The 16,463-nt window shown below is 42.1% G+C and carries 18 protein-coding genes and 1 pseudogene; 11 read left to right on the plus strand and 8 right to left on the minus strand.

Translation table 11 applies throughout. The features are described 5' to 3' along the window. A partial coding sequence (locus tag ACFFAP_RS15375) for a phosphoenolpyruvate carboxylase (RefSeq protein WP_375512016.1) occupies positions 1-1,137 on the plus strand: 1,137 nt, incomplete at its 5' end. A 242-nt stretch (positions 1,138-1,379) separates the two neighbouring features. Here ACFFAP_RS15375 and ACFFAP_RS15380 read toward each other — a convergent pair. After that, positions 1,380-2,309: a LysR family transcriptional regulator gene (locus ACFFAP_RS15380; protein WP_375512017.1), complete on the minus strand. Its 930-nt coding sequence runs from the start codon at positions 2,307-2,309 to the stop codon at positions 1,380-1,382. A 114-nt stretch (positions 2,310-2,423) separates the two neighbouring features. Between ACFFAP_RS15380 and ACFFAP_RS15385 the strand changes: the two genes are divergently transcribed. The 3 genes from ACFFAP_RS15385 to ACFFAP_RS15395 all read left to right on the plus strand — a co-directional run bounded on the left by ACFFAP_RS15385 (position 2,424) and on the right by ACFFAP_RS15395 (position 4,720). Next, positions 2,424-3,068 carry a DsbA family oxidoreductase gene (locus ACFFAP_RS15385; protein ID WP_375512018.1) on the plus strand — a complete coding sequence of 215 codons (645 nt, stop codon included), beginning with the start codon at positions 2,424-2,426 and terminating at the stop codon, positions 3,066-3,068. 19 nt (positions 3,069-3,087) lie between these two features. Next, on the plus strand, positions 3,088-4,275 hold the full coding sequence (locus tag ACFFAP_RS15390; protein ID WP_375512019.1) for an FAD binding domain-containing protein: 1,188 nt from the start codon (positions 3,088-3,090) through the stop codon (positions 4,273-4,275). A gap of 145 nt (positions 4,276-4,420) precedes the next feature. Continuing rightward, positions 4,421-4,720: a TMEM175 family protein gene (locus ACFFAP_RS15395; protein WP_375512020.1), complete on the plus strand. Its 300-nt coding sequence runs from the start codon at positions 4,421-4,423 to the stop codon at positions 4,718-4,720. Positions 4,721-5,005: 285 nt separating this feature from the next. On the opposite strand, the gene ACFFAP_RS15400 is transcribed toward ACFFAP_RS15395, so the two are convergent. Further along, a complete protein-coding gene (locus tag ACFFAP_RS15400) occupies positions 5,006-5,407 on the minus strand; it encodes a fasciclin domain-containing protein (RefSeq protein ID WP_375512021.1) in 402 nt (133 codons plus the stop codon). A gap of 102 nt (positions 5,408-5,509) precedes the next feature. After that, positions 5,510-5,647, minus strand: coding sequence for a hypothetical protein (locus ACFFAP_RS15405; protein WP_375512022.1), 138 nt, complete (start codon positions 5,645-5,647; stop codon positions 5,510-5,512). A gap of 33 nt (positions 5,648-5,680) precedes the next feature. Between ACFFAP_RS15405 and ACFFAP_RS15410 the strand changes: the two are divergent. The 4 genes and pseudogenes from ACFFAP_RS15410 to ACFFAP_RS15425 form a co-directional block, all read left to right on the plus strand. After that, positions 5,681-5,881, plus strand: a pseudogene (locus tag ACFFAP_RS15410) (pyridine nucleotide-disulfide oxidoreductase); the annotation flags it as partial. Between the two features lie 63 nt (positions 5,882-5,944). Further along, entirely contained in the window at positions 5,945-6,199 is a 255-nt protein-coding gene (locus ACFFAP_RS15415; protein WP_375512023.1) for a hypothetical protein, read from the plus strand. A 277-nt stretch (positions 6,200-6,476) separates the two neighbouring features. After that, positions 6,477-6,782 carry a DUF4090 family protein gene (locus ACFFAP_RS15420; protein ID WP_094332552.1) on the plus strand — a complete coding sequence of 102 codons (306 nt, stop codon included), beginning with the start codon at positions 6,477-6,479 and terminating at the stop codon, positions 6,780-6,782. 245 nt (positions 6,783-7,027) lie between these two features. After that, a complete protein-coding gene (locus tag ACFFAP_RS15425; protein WP_375512024.1) occupies positions 7,028-7,990 on the plus strand; it encodes an aldo/keto reductase in 963 nt (320 codons plus the stop codon). A gap of 7 nt (positions 7,991-7,997) precedes the next feature. Here the strand turns inward: ACFFAP_RS15425 and ACFFAP_RS15430 are convergent, their stop codons facing one another. Continuing rightward, the gene (locus tag ACFFAP_RS15430; protein WP_375512025.1) at positions 7,998-8,204 is read right to left on the minus strand and encodes a hypothetical protein; all 207 of its coding nucleotides are present in this window, start codon (positions 8,202-8,204) and stop codon (positions 7,998-8,000) included. Between the two features lie 229 nt (positions 8,205-8,433). Here ACFFAP_RS15430 and ACFFAP_RS15435 point away from each other — a divergent pair, with 229 nt between their 5' ends. From ACFFAP_RS15435 to dxs, 3 genes are all read left to right on the plus strand, one after another. Then, the gene (locus ACFFAP_RS15435; RefSeq protein ID WP_375512026.1) at positions 8,434-8,805 is read left to right on the plus strand and encodes a hypothetical protein; all 372 of its coding nucleotides are present in this window, start codon (positions 8,434-8,436) and stop codon (positions 8,803-8,805) included. A gap of 292 nt (positions 8,806-9,097) precedes the next feature. Continuing rightward, positions 9,098-9,544 (plus strand): hypothetical protein, encoded by a 447-nt coding sequence (locus tag ACFFAP_RS15440; protein ID WP_375512027.1) that lies wholly within the window; start codon positions 9,098-9,100, stop codon positions 9,542-9,544. A gap of 539 nt (positions 9,545-10,083) precedes the next feature. Further along, a complete protein-coding gene (gene dxs, locus ACFFAP_RS15445; protein WP_375512028.1) occupies positions 10,084-11,991 on the plus strand; it encodes a 1-deoxy-D-xylulose-5-phosphate synthase in 1,908 nt (635 codons plus the stop codon). 140 nt (positions 11,992-12,131) lie between these two features. On the opposite strand, the gene ACFFAP_RS15450 is transcribed toward dxs, so the two are convergent. From ACFFAP_RS15450 to ACFFAP_RS15465, 4 genes are all read right to left on the minus strand, one after another. Then, the gene (locus tag ACFFAP_RS15450; protein ID WP_375512029.1) at positions 12,132-13,313 is read right to left on the minus strand and encodes a catalase; all 1,182 of its coding nucleotides are present in this window, start codon (positions 13,311-13,313) and stop codon (positions 12,132-12,134) included. Between the two features lie 96 nt (positions 13,314-13,409). Continuing rightward, positions 13,410-15,047: a peroxidase family protein gene (locus ACFFAP_RS15455; RefSeq protein WP_375512030.1), complete on the minus strand. Its 1,638-nt coding sequence runs from the start codon at positions 15,045-15,047 to the stop codon at positions 13,410-13,412. Between the two features lie 131 nt (positions 15,048-15,178). After that, positions 15,179-16,186 (minus strand): DUF2235 domain-containing protein, encoded by a 1,008-nt coding sequence (locus ACFFAP_RS15460; protein ID WP_375512031.1) that lies wholly within the window; start codon positions 16,184-16,186, stop codon positions 15,179-15,181. Positions 16,187-16,276: 90 nt separating this feature from the next. Beyond that, positions 16,277-16,456 (minus strand): hypothetical protein, encoded by a 180-nt coding sequence (locus ACFFAP_RS15465; RefSeq protein ID WP_375512032.1) that lies wholly within the window; start codon positions 16,454-16,456, stop codon positions 16,277-16,279. Positions 16,457-16,463: the final 7 nt, after the last annotated feature.

A 16,463-nucleotide genomic window follows, 5' to 3' on the forward strand; every position in this document is an offset into this window, starting at 1 on the left:
GCCTCCCCGGGAGCATCCCCCCTGCCCCCTAACTTACAAGAAGTGATGCTGGGGTATTCTGACAGCAACAAAGACTCTGGGTTTTTAAGCAGCAACTGGGAAATTCATAAAGCCCAAAAATCACTGCAACAAATAGCAGAAAACTATGATATAAATTTGCGGATTTTCCACGGACGCGGCGGTTCTGTGGGACGAGGTGGGGGCCCTGCTTACGAGGCGATTTTGGCTCAACCGGGTCATAGTATCAATGGGCGAATCAAGATTACCGAACAAGGAGAAGTTTTGGCTTCTAAATACTCCTTGTTGGACTTGGCATTGTATCACATGGAAACCATCACCACTGCTGTGATTCAAGCTAGCCTGCTGCGGACAGGGTTTGATGATATTGAACCCTGGAATGAAATTATGGAAGAATTAGCAGTGCGATCGCGTCAACATTATCGTTCTTTAATCTACGAACAACCTGATTTTGTTGACTTCTTCCACGAAGTAACCCCCATTGAAGAAATTAGCCAACTGCAAATTAGTTCCCGTCCAGCCCGTCGTCCATCTGGTAAGAAAGATTTAAGTAGTCTACGAGCTATTCCTTGGGTATTTAGCTGGACACAAACCCGCTTTTTACTTCCTTCCTGGTACGGCGTTGGCACAGCTGTACAAGAATTCTTGAACGAAGAACCAGAAGAACACTTGAAATTGCTACGCTACTTTTACGTTAAGTGGCCCTTTTTCAAGATGGTGATTTCTAAAGCCGAGATGACCTTGGCAAAAGTAGATATGCAAATGGCACATCACTATGTTCAGGAATTGTCAAAACCAGAAGATCAAGTTCGTTTTGCCAAGGTTTTTGACCAAATTGCTAGCGAGTTCTATCTCACAAGGGATTTGGTATTAAAAATCACCGATCACAATCGACTGTTAGATGGTGATCCTGTCTTGCAACGATCTGTGCAGTTACGCAATGGCACAATTGTCCCCTTGGGATTTATCCAAGTTTCACTACTCAAGCGCCTACGGCAGTCCTTAAATACTACTGCTACTTCTGGAGTCATCCACTCTCGTTACAGCAAAGGCGAGTTACTGCGAGGAGCATTGTTAACTATTAATGGTATTGCAGCCGGGATGAGAAATACAGGTTGATGGGGAATGGGGAAGCAGAAGGGGAGCAGGGAGCATTTCTCCTTTGCCCCTGGGCCTCTTCCCAATACTTCGACTTACCTCGGCTTACTTCGACTACGCTCAGGACAAGCTCAGTACAAGTTGCTCGGGACAAGTGCGAGAGTACAAGTGCCCAATGCCCGAATGTTTATTAAAACATCTAACTTTGATTCACGCAGGGGTAACAAACATCTACTATTGAATCATTGTTTGCATAACCCAGTTCAAAGCGTGGTTTCTTGCCAGTAAGGCGGATTACCAAATCGTTTGATTAAAAAATCGATAAATGCTTTGACCCGCAGCGAATTTCTGCGACTTGGCAAATAAAGCGCATAAATGCCCATATCTGTACTGGTTTGGGGATATACTTGACAATCGGTTAGCACTGCTTGCAACTTTCCTTTTCGGATGTCTTCACCAATTAACCAAGTTGGCATCAAAATCAGACCCGTCCCATCCAAACAGACTTGGCGGAGTACCTCAGAATTACTTGATATTAAGGAACCACTTACTTTAACCTCACAAAATTCGGTATCTCGTTTGAATCGCCATATATCATACCCCATGAAATAAGTAAACAATAGACAGTTATGATTTGCTAACTCGTCTGGATGTTTGGGTTTACCATGCTGTTTGAAATACGTTGAACTACCGCAAACGAGGCGTGTATACGAGGCAATCTTACGCAAAATTAGATTTGCTCCAGACCGATCGAGATTTCCAATGCGGATTACAATATCTAAATCTTCTTCCACCAAGTTAGACAATCCATCGCTCAATCTCAAATCTAGCTTTACTTCTGGATACTGAACAAAAAAATCATTGACAATAGGTGCAATATGCAGTCTTCCAAAGGCAACTGGTACGCTGACTTTCAATAGTCCGCGTGGAATATCCTGCTCCATCACACACTGGTTTGCTTCCTCCAGATCTTGCAAAATGCGAACTGCCTTATCGTAATATTTACGACCTTGCGCTGTAAGGGTAACGCTGCGAGTTGAGCGGTTGAGTAGTTGGGTATTGAGTATTTCTTCCAGAGCATTTACTTGGCGAGTCACAGAAGATACTGCTATCTGCATCTGTCGTGCAGCTTCAGAAAATCCGTCAGTTTCTACCACTTTGACGAAAGCACGCATCGCTGCGAATTGATCCATCGGTTTCCCTATACTTTTGCATAAAACGCAAAGGTGTTTGGCATACTAGCTCTATTATCATTCTTTATGAATGCAGTTATCGTTAAGAGGTCAGGAATTAATAGAAAGAAACCCGTGACCTTAATAATTGAAATCACTTCAGACTTTATCTGTCCCTGGTGTTTGGTGGTAGATAAACGGCTCGATCGAGCAATTGAGCAACTAAAAGCTTCGGTTAAGATTAAACGCCTTTGGTATCCGTTCGAGTTAAACCCCACCATGCCAGAAGCAGGGATGGATCGTAAAACCTACCGTTCTAACAAGTTTGGTAGTTGGGAATATTCACAAGCGTTAGATGCTCAAACGATGCAGGCGGCTACCCATGACGGCATTGAATTTCGCTATGACTTAATGCAGGTTACTCCAAATACTCTAAAAGCTCATCGCTTGAGTTGGTTTGCCGAGCTTGAAGGCAAAGCCACAGAAATGGTAGAGCGGATTTTGAACGCTTACTTTACGCAAGGACAAGATATTAGCGATGTCGAAACCTTAGCTAAACTTGCGGCGGAAGTTGGGTTAGACGCTGACAAAGTTAGAGCATTTCTAAATTCTACTGGAGGTATTGAGGAAGTCAAAGCGCTAGAAAAGCAGGCAGCAAGTCGAAATATACGCGGCGTACCGTCGATCAAAATTGGTAGAGAAACGATTGTTGGAGCGCAAAGTGTTGATGTTTTTTTAACAGCCTTGCAAGCTGCGGTAAATGAACTAGAAGTTGCATAAAAGAATAGTAGCGCGTTCAATGACTATAAAACCAACAGGTAATCGAGCAATTGTTATTGGTGGATCGTTAGGTGGTTTGTTTGCTGGAATCATGCTGCACTCTATTGGTTGGGATGTCGATATTTACGAACGCTCCGATCGCAAGCTTGATAGTCGCGGTGGTGGCGTTGTACTACAAAGCGATGTTATTGAAGCCTTTGAACGCGCAGGTATCTCTACTCAATCGCTGGGCGTAACAGCGCACGAACGTTATTACCTAAACTCCGATGGTAGTGTTAACCAACCGATGCCAATGCGTCAAATGTTGACCTCTTGGAATTTGCTTTACGGTTCTATGCGTCGGCATTTTCCCTCTGAGCATTATCATTACGGCAAATACTTAACCGATATTCAGCAAAACGGCGAACAGGTTACAGCAATCTTTGCTGACGGAACTCATGATACAGCAGATTTATTGATTGGTGCAGATGGCCCAAATTCGACTGTGCGACAACATTTCCTACCAGATGCTCATTATCTTTACGCCGGATATGTCGCTTATCGGGGACTTGTGAACGAAAATGAACTGGAATCAGATGCGGCTACTTTGTTTACAGAACGATTTGTGTTCTATCAATTTCCCAACTCTCACATACTGCAATATGTGATTCCGGGCGATCGCGAATCTTTAGTACCTGGAGAACGCCGCTTTAACTGGGTTTGGTATGTCAATTACGATGAGACGACAGAACTACCTCGTATTTTGACAGATAAGGAAGGCAAACATCGGGATTATTCTATTCCACCCGGAATGTTAGCACCAGCAGTTGAACGAGAGATGCGTTCTTATGCCAATACTGTACTAGCGCCCCCATTCCAGAAACTTGTTGCCGCAACTCAAGAGCCTTTTGTCCAGGCGATTTTAGACTTGGGAGTGCCACAAATGACCTTCAAACGGGTGGCGCTAGTTGGCGATGCTGCCTTTATTCCCCGCCCCCATACGGCAGCAAGTACCGCAAAAGCGGCGGCTAATGCAATTTCTCTTGCTGAGGCGCTAGTTAGACACAACCATAATGTTATTAAAGCTTTGCCAGCTTGGGAGCCGAGTCAACTAGCTTATGGCAGACAACTTATGGCATCCGGTCAGCAAATGGGCGATCGCTCTCAGTTTAGTTATGGAACAAGTCGATTTGGTGAAAATTTAAATACTCTCCAACAAAAAGCGTAGAGTCAACTGATTTAAACTACTTCAGGAAACTAAAATGCCGCAATTAGAGAGTACAAAACAAGTTCCCTTAATGAGTTTAAATCGTTTTGAGGCATTTAGTGATGGTGTATTTGCGTTAGCGAAGCGGCTCTGAAAGAGCTTCGCGGTGACTTTGCTTGTGATTGAAATTAAAGCACCTGACTTATCTCAAGCAACCTCCTCTGAAGCTATTGCTAAACTATTCCAAGTATTTCCTCACGTTTTGAGCTATGCCACCAGTTTTATTGTTATTGGCGTAATTTGGATTAATCATCATGCACTCTTTCATTTCATAAAAAGAGTCGATCGCACTATTTTAGTAATCAACTTATTTTTATTAATGTGCGTTGCTTTTATCCCCTATCCTACACGGCGCTTATTGGTGAATATGGAACCTCGCTATCCGTCATTGTTTTTTATGGACTGACACTAGCACTGACTGGATTTGCTTACAATGCGCTCTGGTTTTATGTTGTCCGTCGGTACATCACGAGTGAAAAAATCATCTACCAAAAAACTGCTCAAAAAGCAACTATTTGGACTCTGAGTTATCCAATTTCTTATCTTGTTGCCGCAGGCTTGGCTTTTATTAGCATCAAGTTGAGTATTGTTTTTTACATCCTCATTCCCTCATTCTATCTTTTGCCAGGAATTATTGATAAGCAATTAATCGAACAAGTCTGAAGCAGTCGGACAGACTTGTTCCAAGTTCCTACTGAGGAATTAGCACTGTATCAATAATGTGAATCACACCATTCTCTGCTTCGACATCTGGTGTAATAACTGTAGCGTCATTTACTTTGACACCATTAGAGGCATCAATTTTCACCGTTGAACCTGCTGTGGTAGTTGCTGAATCAAGCTTTACCACATCTGCTGCCATTACTTTGCCAGATACAACATGGTACTCTAATACCTTTCTTAATTGAATGACATCTTCTAATAGTGACTCGACAGTTCCCGATGGCAGCTTTGAAAACGCCTCATCAGTTGGTGCAAATACAGTAAATGGCCCTGCACCCTTCAGTGCCGTATCAAGACCAGCAACAGTGATAGCTGTTACTAAAGTGTTGAAAGTACCTGCGTTAATTGCAGTATCTACGATATCAGGCATAAATCTTCGCGTTAATTAGATAAAGAGCAGCGTATTGACTTAACGAATTGCCCTTTTAACTTTACAGTGAAATAGATTAAAAGCCTAGTTAACCTAAAAATTTTACTTATGGTTCGCCCAAAGTGCGATCGCATCTATAGCAATCCGATTTGATTCTTGAATTACTCGTAAAGACTGGGGACTGGGGACTGGGGACTGGAGACTGGAAACAAGGAATAAAGGTGTACTGAGTTTTTTCACGCAATAAAATATGAGTCCTCTATAAACAAGCCTGGCTCGGATTTGCTTCAAGATGGTCATCCACGCCAGTGCTGGACTCTAGAACGCGATCCTTTTTTCCTAGAAACGAGTGTTCCCGGTTCCTTTGCTGCTGGTGATGTCCGGCACGGTTCTGTAAAGCGCGTGGCTTCAGCCGTTGGAGAAGGTGCTATGGCGGTCACTTTTGTTCACAAATATTTAGAGGAAACAGCTTAAATTGCAATCAAGATTAAAACTAAGGATTCTATTTTAACTTAGTGCTATTCCCCCTAATGACTAATGACAAAAAACAGAATTTTAATTTGCACTTTTTTAGCGCTATCATCAGGTTTTTTTGGTGCTTACACCAGTGGGCAAATTACTCTGATGCTGCATAGCCAAAAGTGTCAAAACCAACCTTGGGGTTTAAAGGAGATGTGCAACGCTTGGATCACACCAGGCGCAATCTGGCAAGGTAGCACAACAGGATTATGGACAGGTACTATCTTAGGGGCGTTTGTTGGCGGCTTGGTAACACGCCAAACTCGTGATTAGTTTTGGCGAATTCTATTCGCGCTTACACAAACATAGGCGAACGCGAGTGCGTCTGGTAGAGAAGCCTTGCCGTTGGTGCAGCCTCTCGAACGCTGCGTCTCTACTTTGGGAGAAGAGAAGGGTAGACCACCTCTGTGGGCTAAGAGAAAATTAAGGTTTTTTAATCCACCGAGGTGGGTTTTACCTATCTGTGAACCCATAGCAAAAAAGCCAGTAGGCAGCTTTGGTGTCAGCAAGGCTGGTAAAATCTACCCATAGCGAAGAAGAGTAAATCACCATGCCTACCGAAACTAACCCAGGAAATCAAACTACTACAGGTGCTGATGCTATCGATGAAGCGATCGCACAAGGAATTGATTTTGATGGTTCTCCCATTCCACCTGCCAAGCTAGAACTTTATGGTAAAGTTATGGCGCTAGAAGGCAATAGACAGCGCAGTGGCGTATCTAATACTATGCGATCGCGCATTGTGCGAATTGGCGCAAAACACATTCCCCAAGCAGAACTCGACCAATTACTTGTAGATGCTGATTTCGCACCCCTAAAAGAAAAAGAAATTGCCTTTTTCTATAGTGGTAAATAATTGTTAATATTTTACAACAGTTTTCATTTATTTGAACCAAATATGTTGTAGGGGCACAGCAATGCTGTGCCCTCAATTCTTTATCTCACACATCCTAAATTGCCATCGGTATTTTGGCTTCTTCAATAATTTCTCGATCGGTTTGAAAAGTGTATCTTCAGCAAGATATTCTCAATTTTCCCTTGTCTTTGAATTGGCACACAGCTATATGTACTTAAGTAATAGCTGAAAGACTTGGAGAACAGATGTCAGGAACTACATCAAATTCAGAAATGCTATACCGAGTTCTCGGCAGTACAGAAGAGAAAGTTTCTGCGATTGGATTGGGTGGTTGGCACATCGCCTTGAAGCACGTTGATGAGGAACTGGGTATCCGAATTGTTAGAACAGCCATTGATCGTGGCATCACCTTTATGGATAACAGTTGGGATTACAACGGTGGAGCCAGCGAGATTCGCATGGGAAAAGCGCTACGCGATGGCTACCGAGATAAAGTGTTGCTAATGACGAAAATCGATGGTCGCTCTAAGAAAGAAGCAGCAAAACAGCTAGACGAATCACTCAAACGCCTACAAGTTGATTACATGGATCTGGTTCAGCATCACGAAATGATTCGATACGAAGACCCCCATCGAATTTTCGACCAAGAAGGGGCGAATGCTGCCTTCATTGAGGCGCGAGAAGCTGGAAAACTCCGATACATAGGCTTTACTGGGCACAAAGACCCTCATATTCATTTACATACGCTGGAAGTTGCAGCCACTTACGGGTTTAAATTTGATACAGTGCAGATGCCGCTCAATGTGATGGATGCCCACTATCGGAGCTTTGCGAAGTTGGTTGTGCCAGAACTGGTTAAACAAAACATCGGCGTTTTAGGAATGAAAAGCTTGGCAAACGGTATTCTTTTACGGTCAAATACTGTAACGCCAATTGAATGTTTACACTATGCTTTGAATCTGCCCACATCGGTTGTGATTACCGGAATTGACAGCATGGAAATTCTAGAGCAAGCCTTTGAAGCAGTGCGGACGTTCCAGCCAATGAATGACGAGCAGGTGCGATCGCTCTTAGCAAAAACGGCAGAAGCTGCATCACGCGGCGAGTTTGAGCCTTTCAAAACCTCATCAATTTTTGATAGCACTGCCCAAAATCCAGATTGGCTAGGAGAGGAACCACAGCGCCTCCAGCAATTGATGTCAGGGTGATGCTTTCTTAGTGTTGTCTGTGGAGGAAGTTCACACTATGATACAACACTAATTGCATCGCCACACTATTTAATGCAACCTCCTGCAATGCCATTGTTTCGGCTAACAATGCCATTGTTTCGGCTGACAATGCCATTGTTTCGGCTGACAATGCTATTGTTTTGGCTGACAATGCCATTGTTTCGGCTGACAATGCTATTGCAGCGACCTGCAAAAATTAACTCACGCTTTCTTTAACCTTGTTCTATAGCGTTTCTGTATTGGATTTAACACAGACCTAACAAGAACAGCCGTTTCCCTACTAGCGTTGGGAAGTAAAATTCAAAGCTTCTCTCCTTTTAGGCTATCCATTACCCGGATCTTTATCAACAAACTCTACATTCCTGTTAGTTTTTTTGTTTTAATGGGCACATTAAATATATCGATTATACCAGTATGAGTATATGCCTACCCAGGATAAAACCCGTCGTTTAGCCTCTCAATTAATTAGTCAAGATATAACCTCATTGCATGGTTTGCAAACCATCAGCAGCTATAATACAACCCGTGCTGATGCATCTGTAGCAAATTTACAGCAAGCTTATCAAGCTATGTTGGTGCAGCAACAAGCTGAAACCGAGAAACTAACTTTATACCGTGCTGCTACTGATGCTGCACGATTAGCAGAATGGGAATTTCATAATGCTGTATTAGCGATGAAAGAAGTTGTGCGCGGACAATATGGGTCAGATAGCGATCAAGCCCAAGCGATTGGACTTAAGAAAAAATCAGAACGCAAGCGTCCCAACCGGAAAAAATCAGTTGCGATGGCGTAACCGCCCCCTGGAAGCGATCGCAAGTTAATTAACTTTATGGCGATCGCTAACTTTTCTCTAAGTGCGATGTATAACGACAAGCCGCTACGCGTCTACGCTCATGCCCAAAATTTGTGAATTGTTTAATTTGATTCTTAATTACCATGAAAAAATCTTTACTTAAAATTCAATCTATCAAAATAGGGAATTCGTTTAATAACTAATGACGTAAGAACCTCTATCTAAAGAACGATATGATTAATAAGGTAAATGAAGTAAAAATAGTATGCTAAATCACATGAGATTGTATTTTATGAGACTGAATTATTTTACAAAACAACTTTCCACAGTAAAACGCTGGATGGCTACAACACTGTTTTGTATGTTAGCGATCGCTTTCGTTTGGCAAGGGGCATTTTTATCGAACACTTCAGCAATGGCTGCTCCTACTGCAACCTTGATTGCATTATCAGACGCAGGCGATAAAGTTCAAGAAAAAACCAGTAAAGATGCTGGACGAGCCAAAAATTTTATCGATGATACGACAGATAAAGTTAAGGAAGCTGCAAAGAGCAATGCCAGTAAAGTTGATCAAGCAACAGACAATGGTAGTTTTGTAGAGCGCAAAGCAAAGAAAGATGCAGCTACAATTCAGAAAAGAGCAGACGAAGATTCGGCTCGGACTAAAGAAGCAGTAGATAACACAAAGAATGTTGTTGAAGGCATCGTTGATAATATCAAGGATGCTTTTGGTAAATAGCAATCCTATTTGATTTCGTTCAAATCGAAAGCCTTAGATTCCCGACTTATTAAAAAGGTCGGGAATCTTGCTGTTTATAAATAATTTAAGAAAGTCTAAATTTATTGCACAGATTAATTTATAAACTTTGTGCTGTGATTAAAATCGGCATGTTATTTGCTAATTATCTCAGAAGTAAGACAAAATTTTATAATTATTAATTTAAAAAGATTATTTTACTAAATATCTGAGTTTAGCTAAAGCGAGCGTTATAGTTAAAGAATTTCCACAAAATGCTGCTGTAACATTTATTTTTTATACGAAATAAAAATTATTTTTAAGTAGCATCACTTATTGACAAATGTACTGTATGTTTAAATTATTTCAACCTGATTTGAACGAGTTGTTAATGGTTAACAAATTTTTCACCATTATCAATTACGAAGTTATACTTTCCGCTACAACTTAGTAACAATATAAGAGTCTGATTATGTGAACAACCCGGCCGTGGGAAAATCAAAATACCGAAAACCTGAAGTTAGAGAGGAAAACCCTATAATATGCATCTGAGCGAAATCACCCATCCTAATCAGTTGCACGGTTTATCTGTTCGCCAACTGCAACAGATTGCCCGTCAGATTCGAGATAAGCATCTCCAAACCGTAGCAGTTAATGGTGGACACTTGGGGCCAGGGTTGGGTGTTGTAGAATTAACACTAGGACTTTACCAGACACTGGACTTAGATCGGGATAAAGTGATTTGGGATGTAGGACACCAGGCTTATCCCCACAAACTGCTTACAGGACGCTACGATCGCTTCCATACCCTCAGACAAAAAGACGGAGTTGCAGGTTATCTCAAACTCTGTGAAAACAAGTTTGATCACTTTGGGGCTGGACATGCTTCTACAAGTATTTCAGCAGCATTGGGCATGGCTTTAGCACGAGATTTAAAAGGAGAAAAATTTAAAGCCGTTGCTGTGATTGGGGATGGGGCGCTGACTGGGGGTATGGCTTTAGAAGCCATCAACCATGCTGGACACTTGCCGAAAACTAACCTGTTGGTTGTTCTCAACGACAACGACATGTCTATATCCCGCAACGTCGGCGCGATTCCTCGCTATCTGAACAAAATGCGCCTCAGCCAGCCGGTGCAATTTATTAAAGATAATCTTGAGGAACAATTTAAACAAATTCCCTTCGTGGGTGAATCCCTGTCTCCCGAACTCGGACGAATCAAAGAAGGTATGAAACGCTTGGCTGTTCCCAAGGTAGGTGCAGTTTTTGAAGAACTCGGTTTTACCTACATTGGGCCAGTCGATGGGCATAATCTCGAAGAATTGATTGCCACCTTCCAACAGGCACATCAAATACCAGGGCCAGTTTTGGTACATGTATCAACAGTCAAAGGCAAAGGTTATGAAATTGCCGAACTAGATCAAGTTGGCTACCATGCCCAAAGCCCCTTCAACGTAGCAACTGGCAAAGCCATTCCTTCCAACAAACCCAAACCCCCGGCTTATGCCAAGGTCTTTTCTCACACTCTGGTGAAACTTGCCGAACAAAACCCCAAAATTATTGGGATTACTGCGGCGATGGCAACGGGGACAGGTTTGGATAAACTTCAAGCAAAACTGCCCAATCAATATATTGATGTCGGCATTGCTGAACAACACGCTATCACCCTAGCAGCAGGACTTGCAACTCAAGGGATGCGCCCCGTAGCCGCCATTTATTCTACCTTTCTGCAACGCGCTTATGACCAGATAGTTCATGATGTCTGCATCCAAAACCTGCCAGTGTTTTTCTGCTTAGATAGGGCAGGAATTGTCGGATCTGATGGGCCCACCCACCAGGGTATGTATGACATCGCTTATCTGCGTTGCATTCCCAATATGGTAATAATGGCACCCAAAGACGAAGCAGAATTACAACGCATGGTAGTAACTGGCGTTAACCATACCAGTGGCCCGATCGCTATGCGCTATCCTCGTGGCAATGGCTACGGTGTCCCCCTGATGGAGGAAGGTTGGGAACCTTTGGAAATCGGCAAAGGCGAAATTCTGCGTACAGGCGATGACATGTTAATCGTCGGCTATGGCACAATGGTTTATCCAGGAATGCAAGCTGCTGAAATTCTCAGCGAACACGGCATTGAAGCAACTGTAATTAATGCCCGTTTCGTTAAGCCTTTGGATACCGAGTTGATTTTGCCTTTAGCTAAGAAAATCGGCCGTGTTGTCACCTTAGAAGAAGGCTGTGTTATGGGTGGGTTTGGTTCTGCGATCGCGGAAGCTTTACTAGATGCAGATATTCTCGTTCCTGTCAAGCGATTCGGTGTACCAGATGTATTAGTAGATCATGCTGAACCAAATGAATCTAAGACAGAATTAGGTTTAACTAGCCATCAAATAGCAGAGAGAGTATTGCAAGCTTTCTTTAAGCAGCAAGTATCTGCTGTTGTTTAGTTAATTTTTTGTAGTAATGAATCGCCCACACTTGTTATTCAGGTGTGGGCGATTTGCTTATGAAAATGGCAAATCTTCGTACTGCTGCAATTGTGCGATCGCAATAAAATTAAATAAGTCGGAAGTCGGATATCTAAAAGTCAGACAGTTGGTTCCTGGTATTTGACTCCTCGTTTTTGATGACGGTCATTAGCAACGATAGGATAAACAACGCTGCGTAACCGATTGATTGCACCGACAGGACGATGCACTGCTAGACCATTCCCAGGAGAAAAACTGAGATTTTCCCCAAAGTTATTTTCTTTGGGAGAATTAACCTTTTGATGCTTGACTGTTAGACGACCAACTGTAAAGAAGGGTGATTCCTCTTCATTCCAAACAATGGTGGTATCATCAATGGACATTTCTGGGCTGGTTTGAAATTGGATTTGAAAGTCCCAACAATATTCAGCATCAGGCTTTGCTAAAGCTTGAATGATATCTTCTCGGTAGTAATTGTCCTCTGAACCTGAAGCTTTGGCACGCTGAAGCTCACTTTCTGGTCTGGACTCTAAAGGAAGTTGTTGATGAGGTGGTTGACTGGAAACTGGAGTAAATCCATATTTAATCACAACCGGATATTCCACAGGAATTCGCCCTGGTTGAGATGGATCGAAATCAGATTTGAGTCCCAAAGAATACGCTGAAGCACTCCAATAGCGTTCTATAAGCAAAGTCTTGGGAAACCGTTTAAAACTGGTTTCTAGAAGTGAGATTTCGTAGGGATGCAACTTTTTCCATAAAAGTATGAACGGTATAAGAAACGGAGACAGCTTTGCTCGATAAACCTGCAAAAAAAAGCTGTGGAAGTCTTTGATAGTTCTAATAAAAAAGAATTCGGTATTGTGGGTAATAATATCTTGGGTTTTTAACTCGTGACTTTGCGGTAGTCGTTCTCCTTCTACCCCTATCACTTTTACGGACATGGAGCGCGTATCTCCTTCATAATCATTCTTTACTGAAAACGCACCATTTGCAAATCGTAGCCAAACCGGATATTGTTTCGGTTTGGCAAATAAACCTTGTTTTAGGGAAATGGCTTGAAGTTGAGCTTCAGTTAATGAGGCGCGTTTGCTCAATTCCTGCTTAATTGCTGCTTCATCAAAGTCAAAGATTTCTAGAGTTCCTTGTACAGCAGCGTTGGTTTTAGAGTGGGTATCTCTCTTTGCAGTTTTTTTCTTCTCACCGCCGTAAAGATTATCCATGTTCTTTTTGACTAGCTCACTCATGCGATCGCAATATTTTAGTTCGTCTTTTTCTGGATATTCGGTAAATAGTTTCATTTTTTTAAAGGTAGGATTAATTAGAAAATACTTTATGTATCTTTAACAAGTAGGGTGTGTTTTATCATTCGTAACACACCCTAATTCATTAGGTAATCAAACTGGCTGCCAATCTTGGCGATAAAAAGAAACTCTATAGTTTTTACCTTGAGGAATATTGCGATGCACCACTTGGGAGAGGGTTTTTGTATTCTGAATCTCCTCCCAACCTACTGGTGAAAATGTTTCTGGATTGAAGACACTTTCTGCTAGCAGAGGATTGGTAAACGCCTGAGAAAAGGCATCAATTCCTATCAGTCGTCCTACTAAGGGTGGTAAAGCTGAATTTTGTCGTAAATCTTCTGCATAGAGTCCTACATACAACTCAATATTGTCTACATGACCGTACAATCGTTGCAGTTCTTTCTGGACTTTTTCATTACTACTAATCTGATTGAATTCAGTCACGCGGGGATACTTGCATAATTCCCGATAATCGTTATAGCTTCTTAATTTTGCCTCACGACCCATGCGAATACTAGCTATTTCGGTGGGAATGAGAAATTCAGGTGTGTTGAATAAACTCAGTTGCGCTGCGGGTTGGGAACAACTTTCTTCAAAGATGGCTCCTAATCCTTTGTTGATAATCATGTCGTTGTTCCACATCGAAGCTGGCATAGGAAGCTTTTGCCCGTTGTACATTAAAGTATCGGGTAGCATACTATGCCAACGATAAACTAAACTAAATTCCACCGACATCCAATTATGGCGATACCACTTTTCATCAGTGAACGCCAGGGGATCGGTGAAAAATTGAAAGTGATAGGGAGTGATGTGGTTGATGTAATCTTCTAAAACAATCTTGAGAAATTCAGCCATGACAATATTTCTTGCCGTTTGGAAAAGGCGTTCATCGTCCCAAGTTGGATAATTTTTTGCTAACAGATCGCACACGCGATTATGTTCCCTTAAGGAAAGAACATTCAGCATGACATAGCCGATTTGCACGTTTGCTCGCTCTACTTCCAACCCCATCGCAAACAACTTCTGTTTCTTTTCTGGAGGGAACGTTTCTGCTTTTGGGGTGCCGTCGGTGTAAAGATGGGGCAACCCGTTAAATTCTTCTTTGGGTTTTCCATCTTCATCATAATAAAAGAGAGGATATTCTTCTCCATTAAGAATTTGGCTTTTTAGCTTACCGCCTTCATACGATCGCAGCAAATGTGTAATCTTTGGATTTAACCCATAGACATTGCACATATCGATGTGGTGGTTAGAACTATTCCTGCGTGGATCGTGGCGATCGGTTCTCAGAAAGCTATCTGTAAACCATTGAACAAAATAGGGGAAAATTAGAGAGGATTTAGGTGAGTATTTCGTTTCCCCAGTTTTGCGATACAAAATCTCCAAATCTTGAATCTGCGGCAGATTTTTCTCAAACTTTTCCGCAGGTGTTAAATTAATACCGATATAGTTTTCATTAGTCAAGGGTTTCCAATCTAGAGGTGGTAGTTGGAGTCCTGAATATGTTCGATCGATTAATGACTCCCAGGATGTATAGGGAGACATTGTACTAAACGGATATGGACGAGTCGGAATTTTTAAGATGGCATTGTTAGTGAGAGTTTTGTTTACTTTTCTAGCAAGACCTGGGTTGCTTTGAATAAAGTTCCAAATTGGTTTAAAGCCGGTTAAAACAGCTGTCTCAAGTTTGTTTCTAAACCCATCTCTTGATGTGTCTCTTTTTGCAGTCATAATTTCTCCTTTAGAATAGCTTGCTTCTGTTTGAGAATAAGGGTTATTTCTGCTGATGGTTTTGGCAAGACTAAAACATCAGTAGGAGCGCTAAAGCAGCAAGCGCTCCTTGAAACAACATTATTAATAAATTAATTCAGTTTATCGATAATCTTTTGTAGATTTTTCGGTCGATAGTCCTTGCGACTTTTCAAACGGTTGATCGTGCTTTCATGAATATCTTCAATGACATCCCCGACCTCACGAAACTTGATTCCAGCCAATTTAAAGAATCCAACATCGTTCTTAAAGTCACATTCATAATTGGGGTTAATGCCTGTGGGAATCACACTTGGATCTAAGTCAAGCCCCAATCCCAGGACACCGACTGAATCAATCATCCACTGTAAGGCAGCATCTGATAACCCACTATGTTCTTTCGTTCCACCACCAACGCAGCCGTGCTCACCTGGAAACCACTTTTGAATCACTCGCTGGTTTTCAGCCTCAGGATGCTTTTTCATGGGAGTGACATCAAAGACTTCGCGGATTTCGTCGATCGCCACAGCGTGCAATGCATTCTCAACACATTTGTTTAAAGTAGTATCATGGAATCTGTACCGCTTATTTAGCTGCTCGTTCAACTTGCTGAATGCGGGCATCCCAGGAATACCAAGGGCACCGACGGTGTCAAAACAACCGATCAAGGTGATAGGGACACGCTCACCGTAAGTTTGACGGTATTCCACAGCTTCTTTATCCTTTGGTTTTATACCCCGGCTACGGTAAAGCTCATAAGCGTCATGTGCTTTGGTGACATGGGGACGGTCTAAAAGACCGGAGCAATAGATCATCCCTGCTAGACTTCTAACTGTGTAAGCACCGCGACTGAAGCCAAACAGATAGATTTCGTCACCAGTAACATAATTGAGACTCAGAAATCGGTAGCAATCTTCTATATTTCTATCGATTCCTAGTCCGGTAGCTCCCCCTAAAACTTTTTGACTCTCGGTTCCAATGCCCTCGTCATAAAATATGATCTGTGTAACCCCATCACGGGCGATCGGTTTCACGGATTGAGCTAATTTAACCACATTGCTTGGGTAGGGACTTATTAATTGTTGCCAGGTTCCATCACAGCAAATAACAATGCGTTTCATAGTTCTATTGCAAAGCTTTTGAGTAATTAGGTTAACGATGTTGTTGGTTTCTTAAAACACTTCTTACTAACTAAGTAAAAGAAGATTTTATCAAAGCGATCGCCTTCGCCAACTGAAGATAAATGACGGTGATTTATCGCAAATAAATAAACGTGCGATCGCTTTTTCAGCAGCATCGCTCAAAGCTTGGGCTTCATCCTTCATCGAAGGACTAGTATCGATAACGATAACTAAATCAACAGCAGGTATAGAACTTGCTTGTTTATTCATGCTTGAT

It is taken from the genome of uncultured Nostoc sp., from assembly GCF_964245575.1.
GTDB lineage: Bacteria > Cyanobacteriota > Cyanobacteriia > Cyanobacteriales > Nostocaceae > Nostoc.